Source organism: Stagnihabitans sp. (assembly GCF_964946895.1).
This window is the reverse complement of record NZ_CBBQHX010000061.1, coordinates 1-15,337: the sequence shown is the minus strand read 5'-3', so window position 1 is coordinate 15,337 and position 15,337 is coordinate 1. Positions and strand designations below refer to the sequence as shown.

The 15,337-nt window shown below is 65.2% G+C and carries 19 protein-coding genes, 1 tRNA gene and 1 pseudogene; 7 read left to right on the top strand and 14 right to left on the bottom strand.

Annotated features, from left to right (window positions below):
• Window positions 1-556: pseudogene (locus tag AC1Y2B_RS22060) on the top strand (class I SAM-dependent DNA methyltransferase); the annotation flags it as partial.
• Window positions 557-843: 287 nt separating this feature from the next.
• On the opposite strand, the gene AC1Y2B_RS22055 reads toward AC1Y2B_RS22060, so the two are convergent.
• Window positions 844-919 (bottom strand) — tRNA-Thr (locus AC1Y2B_RS22055).
• A 150-nt stretch (window positions 920-1,069) separates the two neighbouring features.
• Here AC1Y2B_RS22055 and AC1Y2B_RS22050 point away from each other — a divergent pair.
• Entirely contained in the window at window positions 1,070-1,957 is an 888-nt protein-coding gene (locus AC1Y2B_RS22050; protein ID WP_482255288.1) for a hypothetical protein, read from the top strand.
• A 117-nt stretch (window positions 1,958-2,074) separates the two neighbouring features.
• Here the strand turns inward: AC1Y2B_RS22050 and AC1Y2B_RS22045 are convergent, their stop codons facing one another.
• Window positions 2,075-2,329, bottom strand: coding sequence for a DUF2312 domain-containing protein (locus AC1Y2B_RS22045; protein WP_482255287.1), 255 nt, complete (start codon window positions 2,327-2,329; stop codon window positions 2,075-2,077).
• A gap of 114 nt (window positions 2,330-2,443) precedes the next feature.
• Between AC1Y2B_RS22045 and AC1Y2B_RS22040 the strand changes: the two genes are divergently transcribed.
• Window positions 2,444-2,653, top strand: coding sequence for a hypothetical protein (locus AC1Y2B_RS22040; protein ID WP_482255286.1), 210 nt, complete (start codon window positions 2,444-2,446; stop codon window positions 2,651-2,653).
• 84 nt (window positions 2,654-2,737) lie between these two features.
• Here the strand turns inward: AC1Y2B_RS22040 and AC1Y2B_RS22035 are convergent, their stop codons facing one another.
• From AC1Y2B_RS22035 to AC1Y2B_RS22025, 3 genes are read right to left on the bottom strand one after another with little or no spacing between them, the layout of a single operon-like run.
• Window positions 2,738-4,600 carry an enoyl-CoA hydratase/isomerase family protein gene (locus AC1Y2B_RS22035; RefSeq protein WP_482255285.1) on the bottom strand — a complete coding sequence of 621 codons (1,863 nt, stop codon included), beginning with the start codon at window positions 4,598-4,600 and terminating at the stop codon, window positions 2,738-2,740.
• 23 nt (window positions 4,601-4,623) lie between these two features.
• Window positions 4,624-4,842 carry a hypothetical protein gene (locus AC1Y2B_RS22030; RefSeq protein WP_482255284.1) on the bottom strand — a complete coding sequence of 73 codons (219 nt, stop codon included), beginning with the start codon at window positions 4,840-4,842 and terminating at the stop codon, window positions 4,624-4,626.
• A complete protein-coding gene (locus AC1Y2B_RS22025; protein ID WP_482255283.1) occupies window positions 4,839-5,156 on the bottom strand; it encodes a TraR/DksA family transcriptional regulator in 318 nt (105 codons plus the stop codon). Before AC1Y2B_RS22025 ends, AC1Y2B_RS22030 begins: the two co-directional genes overlap by 4 nt.
• 138 nt (window positions 5,157-5,294) lie before the next feature.
• Between AC1Y2B_RS22025 and AC1Y2B_RS22020 the strand changes: the two genes are divergently transcribed.
• Genes AC1Y2B_RS22020 through AC1Y2B_RS22010 form a run of 3 tightly spaced genes read left to right on the top strand, consistent with a single transcriptional unit; the run spans window position 5,295 to window position 7,457 of the window.
• Complete coding sequence (locus tag AC1Y2B_RS22020; protein ID WP_482255282.1) at window positions 5,295-6,158, top strand: MBL fold metallo-hydrolase; 864 nt, start codon at window positions 5,295-5,297, stop codon at window positions 6,156-6,158.
• A gap of 10 nt (window positions 6,159-6,168) precedes the next feature.
• On the top strand, window positions 6,169-6,591 hold the full coding sequence (locus AC1Y2B_RS22015; RefSeq protein WP_482255281.1) for a YeeE/YedE family protein: 423 nt from the start codon (window positions 6,169-6,171) through the stop codon (window positions 6,589-6,591).
• Window positions 6,591-7,457 (top strand): DUF6691 family protein, encoded by an 867-nt coding sequence (locus AC1Y2B_RS22010; protein ID WP_482255280.1) that lies wholly within the window; start codon window positions 6,591-6,593, stop codon window positions 7,455-7,457. The genes AC1Y2B_RS22015 and AC1Y2B_RS22010 overlap by 1 nt, the downstream gene beginning before the upstream one ends.
• Window positions 7,458-7,717: 260 nt before the next feature.
• On the opposite strand, the gene AC1Y2B_RS22005 is transcribed toward AC1Y2B_RS22010, so the two are convergent.
• From AC1Y2B_RS22005 to AC1Y2B_RS21975, 7 genes are all read right to left on the bottom strand, one after another.
• Window positions 7,718-8,761 carry a FliM/FliN family flagellar motor switch protein gene (locus tag AC1Y2B_RS22005; RefSeq protein WP_482255279.1) on the bottom strand — a complete coding sequence of 348 codons (1,044 nt, stop codon included), beginning with the start codon at window positions 8,759-8,761 and terminating at the stop codon, window positions 7,718-7,720.
• 88 nt (window positions 8,762-8,849) lie between these two features.
• Window positions 8,850-9,164 (bottom strand): DUF1330 domain-containing protein, encoded by a 315-nt coding sequence (locus tag AC1Y2B_RS22000; RefSeq protein WP_482255278.1) that lies wholly within the window; start codon window positions 9,162-9,164, stop codon window positions 8,850-8,852.
• Window positions 9,165-9,323: 159 nt separating this feature from the next.
• Window positions 9,324-10,307 carry an ABC transporter substrate-binding protein gene (locus AC1Y2B_RS21995; protein ID WP_482255277.1) on the bottom strand — a complete coding sequence of 328 codons (984 nt, stop codon included), beginning with the start codon at window positions 10,305-10,307 and terminating at the stop codon, window positions 9,324-9,326.
• Between the two features lie 22 nt (window positions 10,308-10,329).
• Window positions 10,330-11,175 (bottom strand): ABC transporter permease, encoded by an 846-nt coding sequence (locus AC1Y2B_RS21990; RefSeq protein WP_482255276.1) that lies wholly within the window; start codon window positions 11,173-11,175, stop codon window positions 10,330-10,332.
• Window positions 11,172-12,053, bottom strand: a complete 882-nt coding sequence (locus AC1Y2B_RS21985) for an ABC transporter permease (protein WP_482255275.1) — start codon at window positions 12,051-12,053, stop codon at window positions 11,172-11,174. Before AC1Y2B_RS21985 ends, AC1Y2B_RS21990 begins: the two co-directional genes overlap by 4 nt.
• The gene (locus tag AC1Y2B_RS21980) at window positions 12,050-12,385 is read right to left on the bottom strand and encodes a hypothetical protein (RefSeq protein WP_482255274.1); all 336 of its coding nucleotides are present in this window, start codon (window positions 12,383-12,385) and stop codon (window positions 12,050-12,052) included. Before AC1Y2B_RS21980 ends, AC1Y2B_RS21985 begins: the two co-directional genes overlap by 4 nt.
• A 93-nt stretch (window positions 12,386-12,478) precedes the next feature.
• Window positions 12,479-13,270, bottom strand: a complete 792-nt coding sequence (locus AC1Y2B_RS21975) for an ABC transporter ATP-binding protein (protein WP_482255273.1) — start codon at window positions 13,268-13,270, stop codon at window positions 12,479-12,481.
• A 47-nt stretch (window positions 13,271-13,317) separates the two neighbouring features.
• On the opposite strand from AC1Y2B_RS21975, the gene AC1Y2B_RS21970 reads away from it, so the two are divergent.
• Complete coding sequence (locus AC1Y2B_RS21970) at window positions 13,318-13,716, top strand: cupin domain-containing protein (protein ID WP_482255272.1); 399 nt, start codon at window positions 13,318-13,320, stop codon at window positions 13,714-13,716.
• A gap of 17 nt (window positions 13,717-13,733) precedes the next feature.
• Here the strand turns inward: AC1Y2B_RS21970 and AC1Y2B_RS21965 are convergent, their stop codons facing one another.
• A complete protein-coding gene (locus tag AC1Y2B_RS21965; RefSeq protein ID WP_482255271.1) occupies window positions 13,734-13,997 on the bottom strand; it encodes a hypothetical protein in 264 nt (87 codons plus the stop codon).
• A gap of 149 nt (window positions 13,998-14,146) precedes the next feature.
• A partial coding sequence (gene hydA / locus AC1Y2B_RS21960; RefSeq protein WP_482255270.1) for a dihydropyrimidinase occupies window positions 14,147-15,337 on the bottom strand: 1,191 nt, incomplete at its 5' end.

Below are 15,337 nucleotides of genomic sequence, written 5' to 3'. Positions count from 1 at the left end.
AGCCGCCCACCCCAAGCTGACCCTGACCGCCATGTACAACGTGCTGGAAAAACTCCGCGCGGGTGACCGGATCGAGGGCCGCGACCGCGAAACCTATGACCAAGGCCTGATCGGCATCCTGCGCACCCTCCACGACCGCATCGACGCCGCCGTGGCGCAGGCCTATGGCTGGCCGCTGGACCTGTCCGACGATGACATCCTGCACCGTCTCGTGGCGCTCAACCGCGAGCGGGCGGCGGAAGAGGCGCGCGGCCAAATCCGCTGGCTCCGCCCCGCCTACCAAAACCCCGCAGGCCAGACCGCCGTGGCCCTAGCCACCCAAACCGAACTTGACGTCGGGGTGGCCGACAGCACCCCCAAAGCCCCATGGCCCAAATCCCTGCACGAACAAATCACCGCCGTCCACATGGCGCTCCGCGACTTGGGCGAGGCTACCCCCACCCAAATCGCCCACCGCTTCACCAAAGCCACCCCCCGCAGCATCCAACCCCTGCTGGAAGCCCTGACCGCCCTAGGCCAAGCCCGCCCGCTGGACCAAGGCCGATTTGCCGGGTGACGCCCAGCGCTGCCAAGAAGGCACTCAGGGCTGGCCTGCACTGCCGCCGCTTGAACGGCTCGCCTATGGCCAAAAGATCACCGAAAAATGTCAGCCCAGCTCCCACTGACAAAGAGAATATTTTTGGCTGCAAAACCAAAACCACCCGGCCTTGGCACCAAAATTCGCTTTCACTTCTTGGAAAGGAACGGGGTGCAGCGGGCCACTTTGCGCGACCCAGCCACTACCCCATCCGAAAAGCCACCCGCACCGGACAGCGTAAACAAGGCGTAACCCCTTGATAAACTTGGTGCCCCCAGCAGGGATCGAACCCGCGACCCCCTGATTACAAATCAGGTGCTCTACCATCTGAGCTATAGAGGCGTGGCGGTGACATAGCGGTGATCGGGCTCGGTTGCAAGCCTCAGGCGCGGCGTGACGCGGCCTTCGGCGGCGCGGAACGGAAAGCTGTTTCGCTGTCTGGAAAACCCCGTATATTCCGTCGCAAGCGAGCAAAGCCTGGCAGGAGCATAGATGCGGATCGTTTACCACCTTGGCGCCCATTGTACCGACGACGAACGCCTGCTGCGCTGCCTTTTGAAGAACCGTGGAATCTTGGCCGCCCAAGGCATCGCGGTGCCGGGGCCGACACGGTACCGCAACCTGATGCGCGACACGGCGATCGCGCTGAAGGGTCAGGCGGCCTCGGCCGACACCCAGGCGCTGGTGCTGGAACAGATCGTCGAAGAGGACAAGGCCGAACGTCTGATCCTGTCGTGGGACAGTTTCCTGTCCTTCCTGCCTTGGGCAATCGACGGCGGGCTTTATCCGGCTGCGGGCGACCGCACCCGGGCTTTCGCGCAGGTCTTTCCGCAGATGCAGGCCGAATTTCATCTGGCACTGCGCAACCCCGCCACCTTCCTGCCCGCCGTCTTTGCCAAACAGCAGACGATGAAGGGCGGCAAACCGGTCTATGAAGACTTCATGCGCGGGGTCGATATCTTTGCCTTGCGCTGGTCCCAGGTGGTCAGCGCCATTCTGGCGCAAAACCCCAATGCGCCCCTGACCGTCTGGTGCGACGAGGACACGCCGCTGATCTGGCCCGAAGTCCTGCAGGCCGTCGGCGGTTTCGCCCCCGGCACCGTGCTGGAAGACGAGGACGACCTGCTGACCTCGCTGATGCCGGCCGAGGGGATGAAGCGCCTGCAGGCCTATATCGACAGCCACCCGGTGACCTCGGTCGAGATGCGCCGCCGCATCGTCTCGGCCTTCCTGGACAAATTCGCCCTGCCGGAAAAGATCAACGTCGATGTCGAACTGCCGGGCTGGACCGAAGCCACGGTCCAGCGCCTGACCGAGGCCTATGAACAGGATGTCGCCAAGATTTCAGCCACCCGCGGCGTGCGCTTCATCGCACCCTGAGCCTCGATTTTTCGACGAAAAATCGTTGACGGATGCCGGCCAGCAGAGGGGCAGGACGTTTCGCAGAAGAAAGGTATCTTCACGATTTTTCTGCGAAAAATCAGGCGCCGGCGCGCCTCAGCTCATGCCAAGGGCGGCCTTGTAGACTTCCAGCACGGCCTCTTCCTCGGCCAGCTCATCGGGCTTGCGCTTGCGCATCGCCAGAACCTTGCGCAGGACCTTGGTGTCATAGCCGCGGCCCTTGGCCTCGGCCATGACCTCTTTCAACTGCTCGGCCAGATCCTTCTTTTCGGCTTCCAGCTGTTCAAGACGCTCGATGAACTGGCGCAGTTCGTCGGCGGTGACGGAGTAGGCGTCGTTGGGGCTGGACATCGGAAGGCCTCGCTGAAGGGTTCTGGCATCTTCCCTACCCCGAGGCGCAGGCGAGGTGCAAGGCTGGACAGATCGCGCCGAAGCGGCTAGGCGGCAGGAAAAGCGGAGGTCGCGATGGCAGTGTTGATCTGGGGCGGGGCGGTTGTGGTGATGCTGGGCATCGCGGGTCTGATGGGCTGCGCCCGGCACTCCCTGAAGGCCAAGCGCCTGCCCGAGGCCGAGGCGCGGGCGGTGATGCACAAGGTCGTGGTCTGGAACCTTGCCGCGATGGGCGTGGCGGTTCTGGGGCTGATGGCGGTGGTGATCGGACTGGTCCTGCGCTGAGGCGCCCCTGCCCGGCGCCGGAGGGCTGCCTGCCCTCCGGACCTCCCGGGGATATTTGGCGAAGGCGAAGAGGCAAGAACCGGGTCAGCCCGCATCCAGATCGGCGAATTTCTGGCCTTCCGAGATCAGGTCGTCCAGCACCTGCGCCACGCTGAAAACCTCGGGCTCCAGTTTGCGCAGATCGGCGCGCAGGACCAGCAGGCCGCGGCGGTCGGCCTGATACATCGGCCCCCCCTGCCAGCGCGGCATCAGGCCCGAGAGCAGCGCCACCGCGTCGATATCGCCGGGGCGTCGGGCGCGGCCATCGGTCAGCATGCGGGCGCCCTCGGCAGCCAAGGCGGCCAGGCAGGTCTGCACCAGCGCAGAACCGCCGCGCGGCATCGGCGGCAGCATGTGGCGGGACGGGCCGAAGCCATAGGCGTTCAGGGCCTGGGCCAGGGCCTCGGGGCTGTGGCCCTGGCCCAGAAGGTGGTGTTCGGCCGCCTCCAGCGCCAGGCGCAGGCCCAGTTCCACCGGCCCGCCCGGGCCCACCGGAACAACGCGCCAGCCCAGGCGCCGCGCCAGAGCCGTCAGGCACAGGATCTGCTCGGCCGTGGCCCGCGGCCCGATGGCAAGTTCGGCCAGCCCGCCCGCCACTTCGGGCACGGTCAGCCCGGCCCCGGCAGGCACCGCGCCCATCACCGCCTGCGGCACCGCACCCGGCAAAGGGTCGAGCGGAGCCGCCCCCGGCGCCGTCAGGATCAGATCGACCCCGGCCAGAGGGTCCGCCGTCAGACCCGACGACAGCCGCGCCCAATCGGCATCGCGGTCATCCTCGCTCAAGACACCCGCCGCCACCGCCTGTTCCTGGGCTGCGGCGATCCGGCCCAGCACATCGGCCAGCCGGGTCCGGTCAGGGTCACACAGCGTCACCCTCAGGCCGCGCGCCAAGCCTTGCGAGGCCAGATCGAACGCCAGATCGCCAGCGCCCCAGATCCCCACCGCCTCCAGACCCGGCAGGGTCTGGCCAGCGACCTCAACTGGCATCTGAAGGGCGCGGCGTTCAGCCTGAAAGGCGTGCAGCAGGCCCTGCGATTGCGGGCTGGCGGCCAGATCGTCAAAGGCGGTGGCCTCTACGGTCAGGCCCAGATCGAAGGGCAACAGCGCCGCCGCCTCGACGCAGTCGATGATGCGGGCCGGTGCGGGCAAGGGATTGCCACGGTCCGCCAGCCGCGCCGCCGCCACCGCGGCCTGAAAGCCCGCCATGTCGCGCAGGCCGGTCATCAGCACCGCTGTCGGGCGCGTCGGCAAAGCCTCCAGCGCCATGGCCAGCGCGGCCTCGCCCAGATTTTCGGTCACCACGCGGTCGATCAGCCCGATCGACAAAGCCTCTGCCGCGCGGATCGGCAGACCGGTCAGCAACAGCCGCAACGCCGGTTCAGCGCCGACCAGACGCGGCAGGCGCTGCGTGGTGCCCGCCCCCGGCAACAGGCCCAGGCCGACCTCGGGCAGGCCCAGCACGGCCGAGGCGCTGGCAATGCGGTACTGCGCGGCCAGCGCCAGTTCGCAGCCCGCCCCCAGAACGCTGCCATGCAGCGCCGCAATCACCGGGCGCGCAAAGGTCTCGATCCTGCGACACAGCGCCGCAAGCTCTGCCCGCCGGGCGCCCTGCCCCGCCGCGCGCAGATCGGCGCCCGCGGAAAATCCCCGCCCCTCGCCGCGCAGGATCACCGCACTGACCGAAGCATCCGCCGCCACCGCATCCAATGCCTGCTGCAAGCCCTGCAGCACCGCCCCTGTCAGGGTATTGACGGGCGGATGGGCCAGCACCAGCACCACCGCCGAGCCGAACCTGTCCAGTCGCACAGCCCCGAAGCTGACCTGTCCCGCCGCCTGCCCAGATATCTGCACCGTTTCCCCCCGGTTATCCTTGGCCCATTCAAGGACCAAAGCCCGCATCTTGTCCATGGGGCAACCAAGGCCTTGCGGCCTCAGACCGGCATGTTGTCAAAGCTGGCCTCCTCGGCCGCGTCGAGGGCGTGCAACCGGGCTTCGCGTCTTGGCGCAGATTCGCCGCCAAACAGCACCGAAAGCCCTTCCATCTCTGCCTTCAGCACCGCCAGGGCCGAGGTTTCGGCCGATACGACGGCGTCAGTCCAGCCGCCCATCACGTCAGCGGCGAAGGTCATGGGGTCTTTTGCCACGGTCATGCGGCACACTCCTTGCAAAATGGGGTATAGGGAAGCACGTCCAGCCGCGCCTCGCTGATCTGGTTGCCGCAGCGCTGGCACGATCCGTAGTCGCCGGCTTCCACCCGGTTCAACGCTGCCGCGATGGCGCGCAATTCGGCCTGCGCGTCGTTGCCCATGCCCTCCAGCACCTCATCGCCCTCGCGCTGGGTCGCCAGCTCTTCCCAATCCCGATCCTGATGGGAATCGAGTTCGGTCTTGATGTGGCCGATCCGCCCCTGAAGCTCGGCCTGCCGCGCTTCCAGTTCCGCCTGACGCACTGCTACGGATTTCATGGCACACTCCTTGATTGGGCTGATCCTAACCCGCCCCCCCAAGGCCTGCTTTGATTCACATCAATTCTGCAAAGGCTTACGGACAGCCCCCATCAAAGCTATGATGGGCCACCGCGCCCAAAGGATCAGAGGTCTGTCATGCACCCTCGCGTTCATGCCTTTTTCGACGAAGCGACCAACACCATCACCTATGTCGTGGCAGAGCCAGACGGGGCGGCCTGCGCCGTCATCGACTCGGTTCTGGATTTCGACCAACCCTCGGGCCGCACCGACACAAGGTCGGCCGATGCCGTGATTGCCTTCATCAAGGAACAGGGTTTCCGGCTTGAGTGGATTTTGGAAACCCACGTTCACGCCGACCACCTCTCTGCGGCGCCCTATCTCCAGCAGGCGCTTGGCGGCAAGCTGGTCATCGGCGACCGCATCACTGTGGTGCAGAACACCTTCGGCAAGGTGTTCAACGAGGGGACAAGGTTCCGCCGCGACGGATCACAGTTCGACCGGCTGCTGACCGACGGTGATTCGGTGATGATCGGCCAGATGCGCTGCGATGCGCTGCACACGCCCGGCCACACCCCGGCCTGCATGACCTTCGTGATCGGCGACGCCGCCTTCGTGGGGGATACCCTGTTCATGCCCGACTATGGCACCGCCCGCTGCGACTTTCCCGGCGGCTCGGCGGCCATGATGTACGACAGCATCCAGCGCATCCTGGCCCTGCCCGAGGACACCCGGATCTTCGTCTGCCACGACTACAAGGCCCCCGGCCGCGACGCCTACGCCTGGGAGACCACGGTGGGCGCGCAAAAGGCGCTCAACAAACACATCGGCGGCGGCAAGCCCAAGGCCGATTTCGTCGCCCTGCGCGAGGCGCGCGACGCCACGCTGTCAATGCCGAAACTGATCCTGCCCTCCTTGCAGATCAACATGCGGGCGGGGCAAAAGCCGGAACCCGAAGACAACGGCGTCTCTTACCTGAAACTGCCGATCAACCTGCTGTAACGAGGATTACATGAACCCAGACTGGATATGGGGCCTGGCCGGAGGCCTGCTCATCGGCCTCGCTGCCTCCGGCTATCTCTTGGTCAACGGCAAGATCATGGGCATCTCCGGCATCTTCGGCGAGCTGGTCGACAGCACCGGCTGGGCCACCTGGACCGACCGCGCCGCCTTCGTGGCAGGCCTGGTGCTGGTGCCCTGGGGCCTCAGCCATGCCGTGGCGGTGCAGACCAACCTGACCGGCAACTGGCTGGTGATCATCGCCGCAGGGCTGCTGGTCGGGCTTGGCACAAGGCTCGCCAACGGCTGCACCTCGGGCCACGGCGTCTGCGGCATGTCGCGGCTGTCGCTGCGCTCCATCGTGGCCACGGTGTTCTACCTGCTGGCGGGCGGTCTGGTGATGGCCGTGCTGCGCCACGTTCTGGGGGTGATCTGATGCTGCGGCTGCTGACCGGTCTGATCTGCGGCGGCGTGTTTGGGGCGGGGCTCGTTCTGTCAGGCATGACCAACACGCTGAAGGTGCAGGGCTGGCTGGACGTCTTTGGCCACTGGGACCCGACGCTGGCCTTCGTACTGGGCGGCGCCATCCTGCCCATGGCGGTGGCCTGGCGTCTGGCGGCCCGGCGCGGCGTCTCGATCCTTGGCTACAACCTGCCGCCGCCACCCAAGCGCGAGGTCGGGCCCAACCTTGTCATCGGCTCCGTCCTGTTCGGCGCCGGCTGGGCGCTGGCCGGCCTCTGCCCCGGCCCCGCGCTCGCCTCGATCAGCTACGGCGGGCCCGGCGGAGTGGTCTTTCTAATCGCCATGGCCTTGGGTATGGTTCTGGCACCACGCCTGCGCGCCCGTATTGACGGCACCGCGCCCGCCCCGAGGAGCACTATGGACATCCGCGCCCTGACCCCCGCCTACGCCGTCTCGCCCCAGATCACGCCCGAAGATCTGCCCGTCCTGAAAGCTGCCGGCTACACCACCGTGATCGACAACCGCCCGGACGCCGAAATCCCGGGCCCGCTGCACGGCGCCACCCTCAAAGCCGCCGCCGAGGCGCTTGGCCTGACCTTCGTGATCAACCCGATCAGCCCCGGCAATTTCTCTGATCAGGTGCTGGCCACCCAGAAAGCCGCGATCGCGGCCGCCACGGGCCCGGTCTTCGCCTATTGCGCCTCGGGCAACCGGTCGTCCTGCGTTTGGGCGCTGGTCTCGGCCGGAGAGCGCCCGACCGAAGAGCTGATCAGCATTCCGGCGCGGTTCGGCTACAACCTGGAAGGCCTGCGCGACCGGATCACGGCTGCAGCCAGGTAAACCGGCGGCTGCTTGCGGCCTCAAGGCCGGGAGGGTTTCACACCCTCCCGGACCCTCCCGTGGGATATTTTCACCTGGATGAAGGGGCAAGGCAGGGGCGCGTGAGCCACGCGGGGGTCCAGGATGGGCCGCACCGCATGGCGTGACCGACTTGGCAGGGGCGTGGTGACCCACGCGCGCGATCGGCATGGAGCGGAACGCGGCGCGTGACCGGGCCTGGCAGGTGCCACAGGGCAGAGGCAGCCGGGCGGGTTGCGCGCTCAATCCGTGCCGGTGGCCAGAAAGCTGGACAAATCCCCCGCCCCCATCGCCGGAAAGTCCATCGCCGGCAGATCCATGGCAGGATAGTCACCCGCAACCTCTGCCACCGCGCGCCCGCCGGCAAACCCCATCGCGCCGTCCATCGCGCCCCCGGCGGGCTGCGCGGCCTTGTCGATCAGGCGCACCGCCCGCATGCCGCGGTTCTGGCCCAGCTTGCCATCGGCGACATGGCGGCCATCCAGCCCCTCCAGACTGATGCGGTCCAGTGCGGCGTCCTGCAGCGGCAGGATCATCCCCTCGGCCAGGGCCATCACATGGGACAGCGGCATGGTCAGCCGCGCCAGCACCGCCTCGACCCGTGCGGTGGCGCTGTTGACCCGCTCGGTCAAAGCCTGCGCGAAGACCGGGCCGTGATCGGGCGCCGCTTCCGCCGGCTGCGCCGCCACCGGACGGGCGCCCCGCCCCTCGGCCGGCAGGGCCAGCAGGATCTCGCCACTGCGCAAACCGCCCGCCAAGGACACCTCGGCCCGCAAAAGCCGCAGTGGCGCATCCTCCAGCAACAAGGTCAGCGGCCGCGGATCATCCAGGAACGAGGCATAGCGAAAGCCGCCCGCCCAGACCAGATCGGCCTCTTCCGCCAGCGCCTGCTCCAGACCCGACAGCGCCGCGTCAATCACCGCCACCACCATGGCGGCATCGGTCCGGGTCGGCTTGCGCGGCACATGGTCCGCCGCGCGAATGCGGCCGATCGTCTGCGCCTCGATGAAGCCCGACAGGATCGGTTGCGACAGAATGATGGCGCCCAACCCCTCACACGGGCCATCCAGAATGGCGATCAGCCCACGGTCCGGCACCAGTTCGGCCAGCTCTGCCAAGGACCGCCGTTCCACGGCCAAGGACCGCACCTCCAGCGCCAGTTTCATCAGATCCCGCGCCGCCCGCGCCAACCCCATGCGCCAGCCCCGATCGGCGCCCGGCCCGCCCTCTGCCGTCACCGCGCGGGTGGCGGCAATCTTGCGACGGATGATTCCAGCCTCTGCCATCGGGGTCCCTGCCTTGCCTGTCGCCAGAATGGCCGGAACCGGTTAGCAAAGGGTTGAGATCGTCTGCCCCCTGCGATCTTTGTCACGCCTATTCGCTGACGATGCTGACCTGATAGGACAGGAAGGCCTTGTCGCGAACCGGGATGATGCTGTGATATTCCGGGCTGCCGAACACCATCTCCACCGCCGCGCGGTTGGGATATTCCACCATCACCACCGACTGCGCCGGAGCGGTGCCAACCACCATTTCATCGATGACAAAGCGTTTCGTGATCCGGGCCCCGGCGCGTTGCAGCAAAGGGCCGGTGACGCGGAAATACTCGGCCAACGCCCTTGCCTGATCTTCGGCAATCGTGACCAATGCAATCACCGTCACCGGTCCGCCCGTGGATAAGTCCGTCACCTGCGCCACGCCCCCTCATGCAACGTGAAGAGGTTCCAAAAACCATGGCGGGGCCCTCCGGCGCAATCCCAACTTGCCTGATGGGCAAAAAACCGCCCCTTGCGCCAATCAAAAGGGGCGGCCCGCAGGCCGCCCCCTCGTCACAAAGTGCCGTGCCGCTTACTTCAGCGCCTTGTCGGTGATGTCATGCGTCCAGGCGCCCGTGGGCTCCTTGGTGATGACCGGGTCCGAACCGCCCGCCATCAGCGTCTTGACGGTGCGGGTATAATCCGCCTCGTCCAAGGCCCCGTTCGAGCCTGCGGTCAGCTTGGCCACTTCGCCCATCATGAACTTCTGGTGCGCTTCGGTCTGCGCCCCGGTCTGGTCGGCTTCCATCACGATGCCCGCGGCTTCGTCCGGATTGGCTTCGGCATATTTCCAGCCCTTCATCGAGGCGCGGACGAACTTGACCATCTTGTCGTCAAAGGCGGCGTCCTTCAGGCTGGGCTCCAGCACGTAAAGCCCGTCTTCCAGCGTCGACACGCCCATGTCTTCATACTTGAACGTCACCAGATCGTCGGCCTTGATGCCGGCATCCAGCACCTGACCATATTCGTTGTAGGTCATGGTCGAGATGCAGGCCGCCTGCTTTTGCAGCAAGGGATCGACGTTGAAGCCCTGCTTCAGCACCGTCACACCCCCGGCCGAGCCGTCGGTCTTCAGACCCAGTTTGCTCATCCACGACAGGAAGGGATATTCGTTGCCATAGAACCAGACGCCCAGCGTCTTGTCCTTGAAATCGGCGGGCGAGGCCACGCCCGAGGATTTCAGGCAGGTCAGCATCAGGCCGGAATGCTTGAACGGCTGGGCAATGTTGACCAGGGGCAGGCCCTTTTCGCGGGCCGCCAGCGCCGCCGGCATCCAGTCCACGATCACATCGGCGCCACCGCCGGCAATCACCTGTTCGGGCGCGATGTCGGGGCCGCCGGGAAGGATGGTGACGTCAATGCCCTCGTCCTTGTAATAGCCCTTGGCCGCCGCCACGTAGTAGCCGGCGAATTGCGCCTGCGTCACCCATTTCAGCTGCAGCTTCACCGTTTCATTGGCGAACGCCGCCCCGGCTGCCAGCGCGAACGCCGCCGCCGTGATCAGTAGTTTCTTCATCTTGCAGACCTCCATGTTGATATTACCTCCCCCTTTGCGAGGGATGCCAGAAGGTGACGGCCCGTTCCGCCGCCGCCACCAAACCGTAGAAGACCGACCCCGCCACCGCCGCCACGGCAATTTCGGCCCAGACCAGCGGAAGGGCAAGCTGCCCCACCGCCGTCGAAATCCGAAATCCCATGCCCAGCGTCGGAGAGCCGAAATTTTCAGCAACAATAGCGCCGATCAACGCCATCGTCGCCGCAATCTTCAAACCGTTGAACAAAAACGGCATCGCCGCCGGCAGGCGCAGCTTGACCAGCGTCTGCCAGTAGCTCGCCCCCCAGGTCGCCATCAGATCGCGCTGCATCCGCTCACTCGCCGAAAGCCCCGCCACCATGTTGACCAAGACCGGAAAGAACACCATCACCACGACCACCGCCGCCTTCGACTGCCAGTCAAAGCCGAACCACATCACCATGATGGGCGCGATTCCCACGATCGGCAGCGCCGCCACGAAATTGCCGATCGGCAAAAGCCCCGCCCGCAGGAACGGCACCCGGTCGACCAGAATGGCCACGACGACGCCCGCCCCCGCGCCCAGCACATAGCCCGAAAGCCCGCCCTTCAGAATGGTCTGCACGAAATCCGCCCACAGGATCGGCAGGTTGCCGGCAATCGCCCCACCAATCCGCACGGGCGCGGGCAAGATCACCTCTGGCACCGCCAGCCCCACCACGATCCCCTGCCACAGCACCAGAACCGCCACGCCAAACAGCGCCGGAATGGCAATCCGAACCGCCCTCAGCCGCGCAAACCGCGACCGCGCGAGGCCCGAATTCACCCCCCATGCCGCCAGCCAGAACAGAATTGCGACCAGAATGCTCATGCCCGCACCCCCATCCGCCGCACCACCACCGTCTCCAGTGCCCGCACCAGCAGGATCAGCACCCCCGCCAGGATCGCCGCCGCAAACAGCGCGGCCCAGACGATGATGGGTGACCCGAACTGGCTGCCAATCAGCATCCGGGCCCCAAGTCCCTCAATCGCCCCCGTCGGCAACTCGCCCACAATCGCCCCCACCAGCGACGCCGCAATCCCCACCTTCAAACTGGTGAACAGATAGGGCACCGAGGATGGCATCCGCAGCAGCCAGAAGCCCTGCACCTCAGACGCATTATAGGTCTTCAACTGATCCAGTTGCATCTGATCGGGGCTGCGCAAGCCCTTCACCATGCCCACCAGCACCGGAAAATAGCTCAGATACGCCGCGATGATGGTCTTCGATACCAAGGCATTCGACACCCCCAGATGATCGCCAAACCCCAGAGAGTTCGACAAGACCACAATCATCGGCGCAATCGCCACCACCGGCACCGTCTGGCTGATCACCGCCCAAGGCATCATGCCCAGTTCCAGCGTCCGGCTTTGTACAATCCCCACCGCCATCAAAATCCCCAGCAGCGTGCCAAGGATAAAGCCACTGAAGGTCGAAACCAGCGTCACATAACCATGATACACAAGGCTCTTCTTCGACGTCACATTGTACGCCGTCAGCCCCTTCCACAACTCTGCCGCCACCTGATGCGGCGCGGGCAGCACCGGCCGCTCCTGCACCATCGTATCGGCCAGAAGCCCGCTGAACGTCACCTCCGTCCCGTTCCGCGTCGCCTGATCATAGGTCCAGGCCGCGTTCAGCCAAACGCTGCCCGCGTACCACAGCGCCAGAATGACCGCCAAAACCCCAAGCACCGGACCCGCCTTCACGATGCCCCCCCTTGCGGCCAGGCGATCATGGAAATCGACACGATCCCCAACACCACCCCCGCCACCTGCAACCCCGTCGGCCTTTCGCCAAAGAACACAAACGCAATGACCGTCACCGCCACCAACTGGAACACCAGGCTCAGCGCCAAGGCCAGCCCCAGCCCATTGCCCTGCATCACCTTGACCATCAGGAAGTTGCCCAGACAAAACGCCGCCAGCGCCGCCACCAGCATCCCGACACTGCCCCCCGCCGCATAGGTCTTGAGCAGGCTGTTGGCCACCATGAACACCCCGGTCGAGGCCGCCAGATAGAACAGCACAACCGCGTTCATGTGGTTCTCCATTCGTAAACGGCCCGCGCGGGCTGTAGGTACGCAAAAACGACGAAGAAACGACGCGAACCATACGCAAACCCGACAGCGGTTTCACTCATCGCCATGCCCCGCCCGCAGACCCTCGCGCACCCGGTGCGCAATCTCGATGAAGGCCTTCGAATCGCGAATATCCAACGGCCGTTCCCGCGGCAGCGGGCTGTCGATCACATCGGTAATCCGGCCCGGACGTGGGCTCATCACCACGATCTTGGTCGACAAATACACCGCCTCGGGGATCGAGTGGGTGACAAACCCGATCGTTTTCCCCGTGCGATTCCAAAGCTTTAGCAGTTCCTCGTTCAGCCTGTCGCGCACAATCTCGTCCAGCGCGCCGAAGGGTTCGTCCATCAGCAGAATGTCCGCGTCAAAGGCCAGCGCCCGGGCAATCGAGGCCCTCTGCTGCATCCCCCCCGACAGCTGCCAGGGAAACTTCTTGCCAAACCCCTTCAGCTCCACAAGGTCCAGCACCCGCTCCACGCGGCTGGCCTGCTCCTCCTTGGAAAACCCCATGATTTCAAGAGGAAGCGAGATGTTCTTCGCAATCGTCCGCCACGGATAAAGCCCCGCCGCCTGAAAAACATAGCCATAAGCCCGCTTTTTCCGCGCCTCATCCGGCGTCATGCCATTCACGGTCAAGGAACCCGAAGTCGGATGCTCCAGCGCCGCAATCGCCCGCAGGAAAGTCGTTTTCCCACAACCACTTGGCCCGATGAAGCTGACAAACTCGCCCTTGCCCACGGTCAGGTTGACATCCTTCAAAGCCTGCACCGGCCCGTCGCCCGTCTGGAACACCAGATTGACACCCTTGGCTTCGATCACGGCTTGGGTCATCGTATCTTTCATCAAATCTTATCCATTTCCGTGCCACATTGCCCCAAAGGAGTCCCCCCATGAAGGAATGCCGCAAACTCCGCCCCACCGGACTTTACACCGGAAAACAAGGCTTTACCTACAACGAAGGCATCAGCCGCGAGTCGGTTGGGTCTGATGCCATCTGCATGCACCTGCTGACGATCCCGCCCGGAGGCCGCGCCAAAGCCCATAAACATAGCCTCCACGAAACCGCCATCTACATGCTGGAAGGCGTCACCATCATGCACTGGGGCCCCTCCCTCGAACACACGATGGAGGTCACCGCCGGAGACATCCTCTACATCCCCGCCGACATGCCCCACCTGCCCCTGAACCCCGGCCCCGGCAACGCCGTCGCGGTCATCTCCCGCACCGACCCTCATGAACAGGAAAGCGTGGTGCTGCTGCCGGAGTTGGAGGCCCTCGTCAGAGCCTGAGACTGCGCAACCCGGCATCACATCCGTCCCAGCCATTCCACGCCCCACCAGACGGCTCCGGCAACAGCACCGGCCCCCACGAAAGCGAGACCGACCGTGTTGCCATATTGGTCGGGGCTGAGCGTCATCGGCTCGAATAACCCGTGTAACGGCACGGCATAAAGCAGTCCGACCCCCGCCCCGACAGAAGTCGCCCAAATCACGCCGCGCCCCTGTCCAAGGAAGACCCGAAGAGCAAGCAGCGGCACGGTCGCGATCACGGCAAAGAAAGTCGCCCCCATGGCATTTGCCCCTTTACCTCCCAGCCACAAAATAGCGGAAAAGGTCGCCATGGCCGCCAGAACACTGACCATCCAACCGATGATCGAGCAGCCGGGGCAAGGCCCCCCGGAAGTGTCCTTTGGCGGTCCGGCCCACTCCTCCTCCTCCATCACACCCCCGTCGCCGGAACACCCGTCCGCACCACCGGACGCGGGTTCGTCAAGTCTTTCCAGGCACTTAGCGCCCGGTTGACCGCTGGCCGGGCCTCGCGGGCGACGAACTGCCCATGCCCCTCCCGCGTTTCCACCTTGCCATCGTTGATCGCCACATGCCCCCGGGTCAGGGTATAGCGCGGCAGGCCTTTGACCTTCTGGCCCTCGAACACGTTGTAGTCGATCTTCGACTGCTGGGTGGTGGCCTTAATCACCTTCTCCTTGCTCGGGTCCCAGACCACCAGATCCGCATCCGCCCCCACCAGAACCGCGCCCTTCTTCGGATAGCAGTTCAGGATCTTGGCGATATTGGTCGAGGTCACCGCGACAAACTCATTCGGCGTCAACCGCCCCGTCTCAACCCCATGCGTCCACAGCATCGGCATCCGATCCTCCAACCCCCCGGTTCCATTGGGAATTTTGGAGAAGTTGCCGACCCCGAACCGCTTCTGTGCCGTGGTAAAAGCGCAATGGTCGGTCGCCACGCAAGACAGCGACCCCGATTGCAACCCCGCCCAAAGGCTGTCCTGATGCACCTTGGCGCGGAACGGCGGAGACATCACGCGCCGCGCCGCATGGTCCCAATCGGCATTGAAATACTCGCTCTCATCCAGCGTCAGGTGCTGAATCAGCGGCTCGCCCCAGACCCGCTTGCCCTGCATCCGCGCCCGCCGGATCGCCTCGTGGCTGTCCTCGCACGAGGTGTGCACGACATACAAAGGCACACCTGCCATGTCAGCGATCATGATGGCGCGGTTGGTGGCCTCGCCCTCCACCTGCGGCGGGCGGGAGTATGCGTGGGCTTCCGGCCCCACATTCCCCTCGGCCAGCAGCTTCGCGGTCAGTTCCGCCACCACATCGCCATTCTCGGCATGGACCATGGCAAGGCCACCCAGATCGCCAACCCGTTTGAAAGATTGATACATTTCATCATCGTTGACCATCAACGCGCCCTTGTAGGCCATGAAATGCTTGAAGGAGGTCATGCCGGCCTTGACCGACAATTCCATATCCTCCCAAACCTTTTGCCCCCACCAGGTCACCGCCATATGGTAGGAATAGTCGCAAGACGCCCGGCCACTCTTGTTGTGCCACATCTGCGCGGCATCCATCAGCCCCTGCCCCTGCCCCGGCAGCACGAAGTCGAC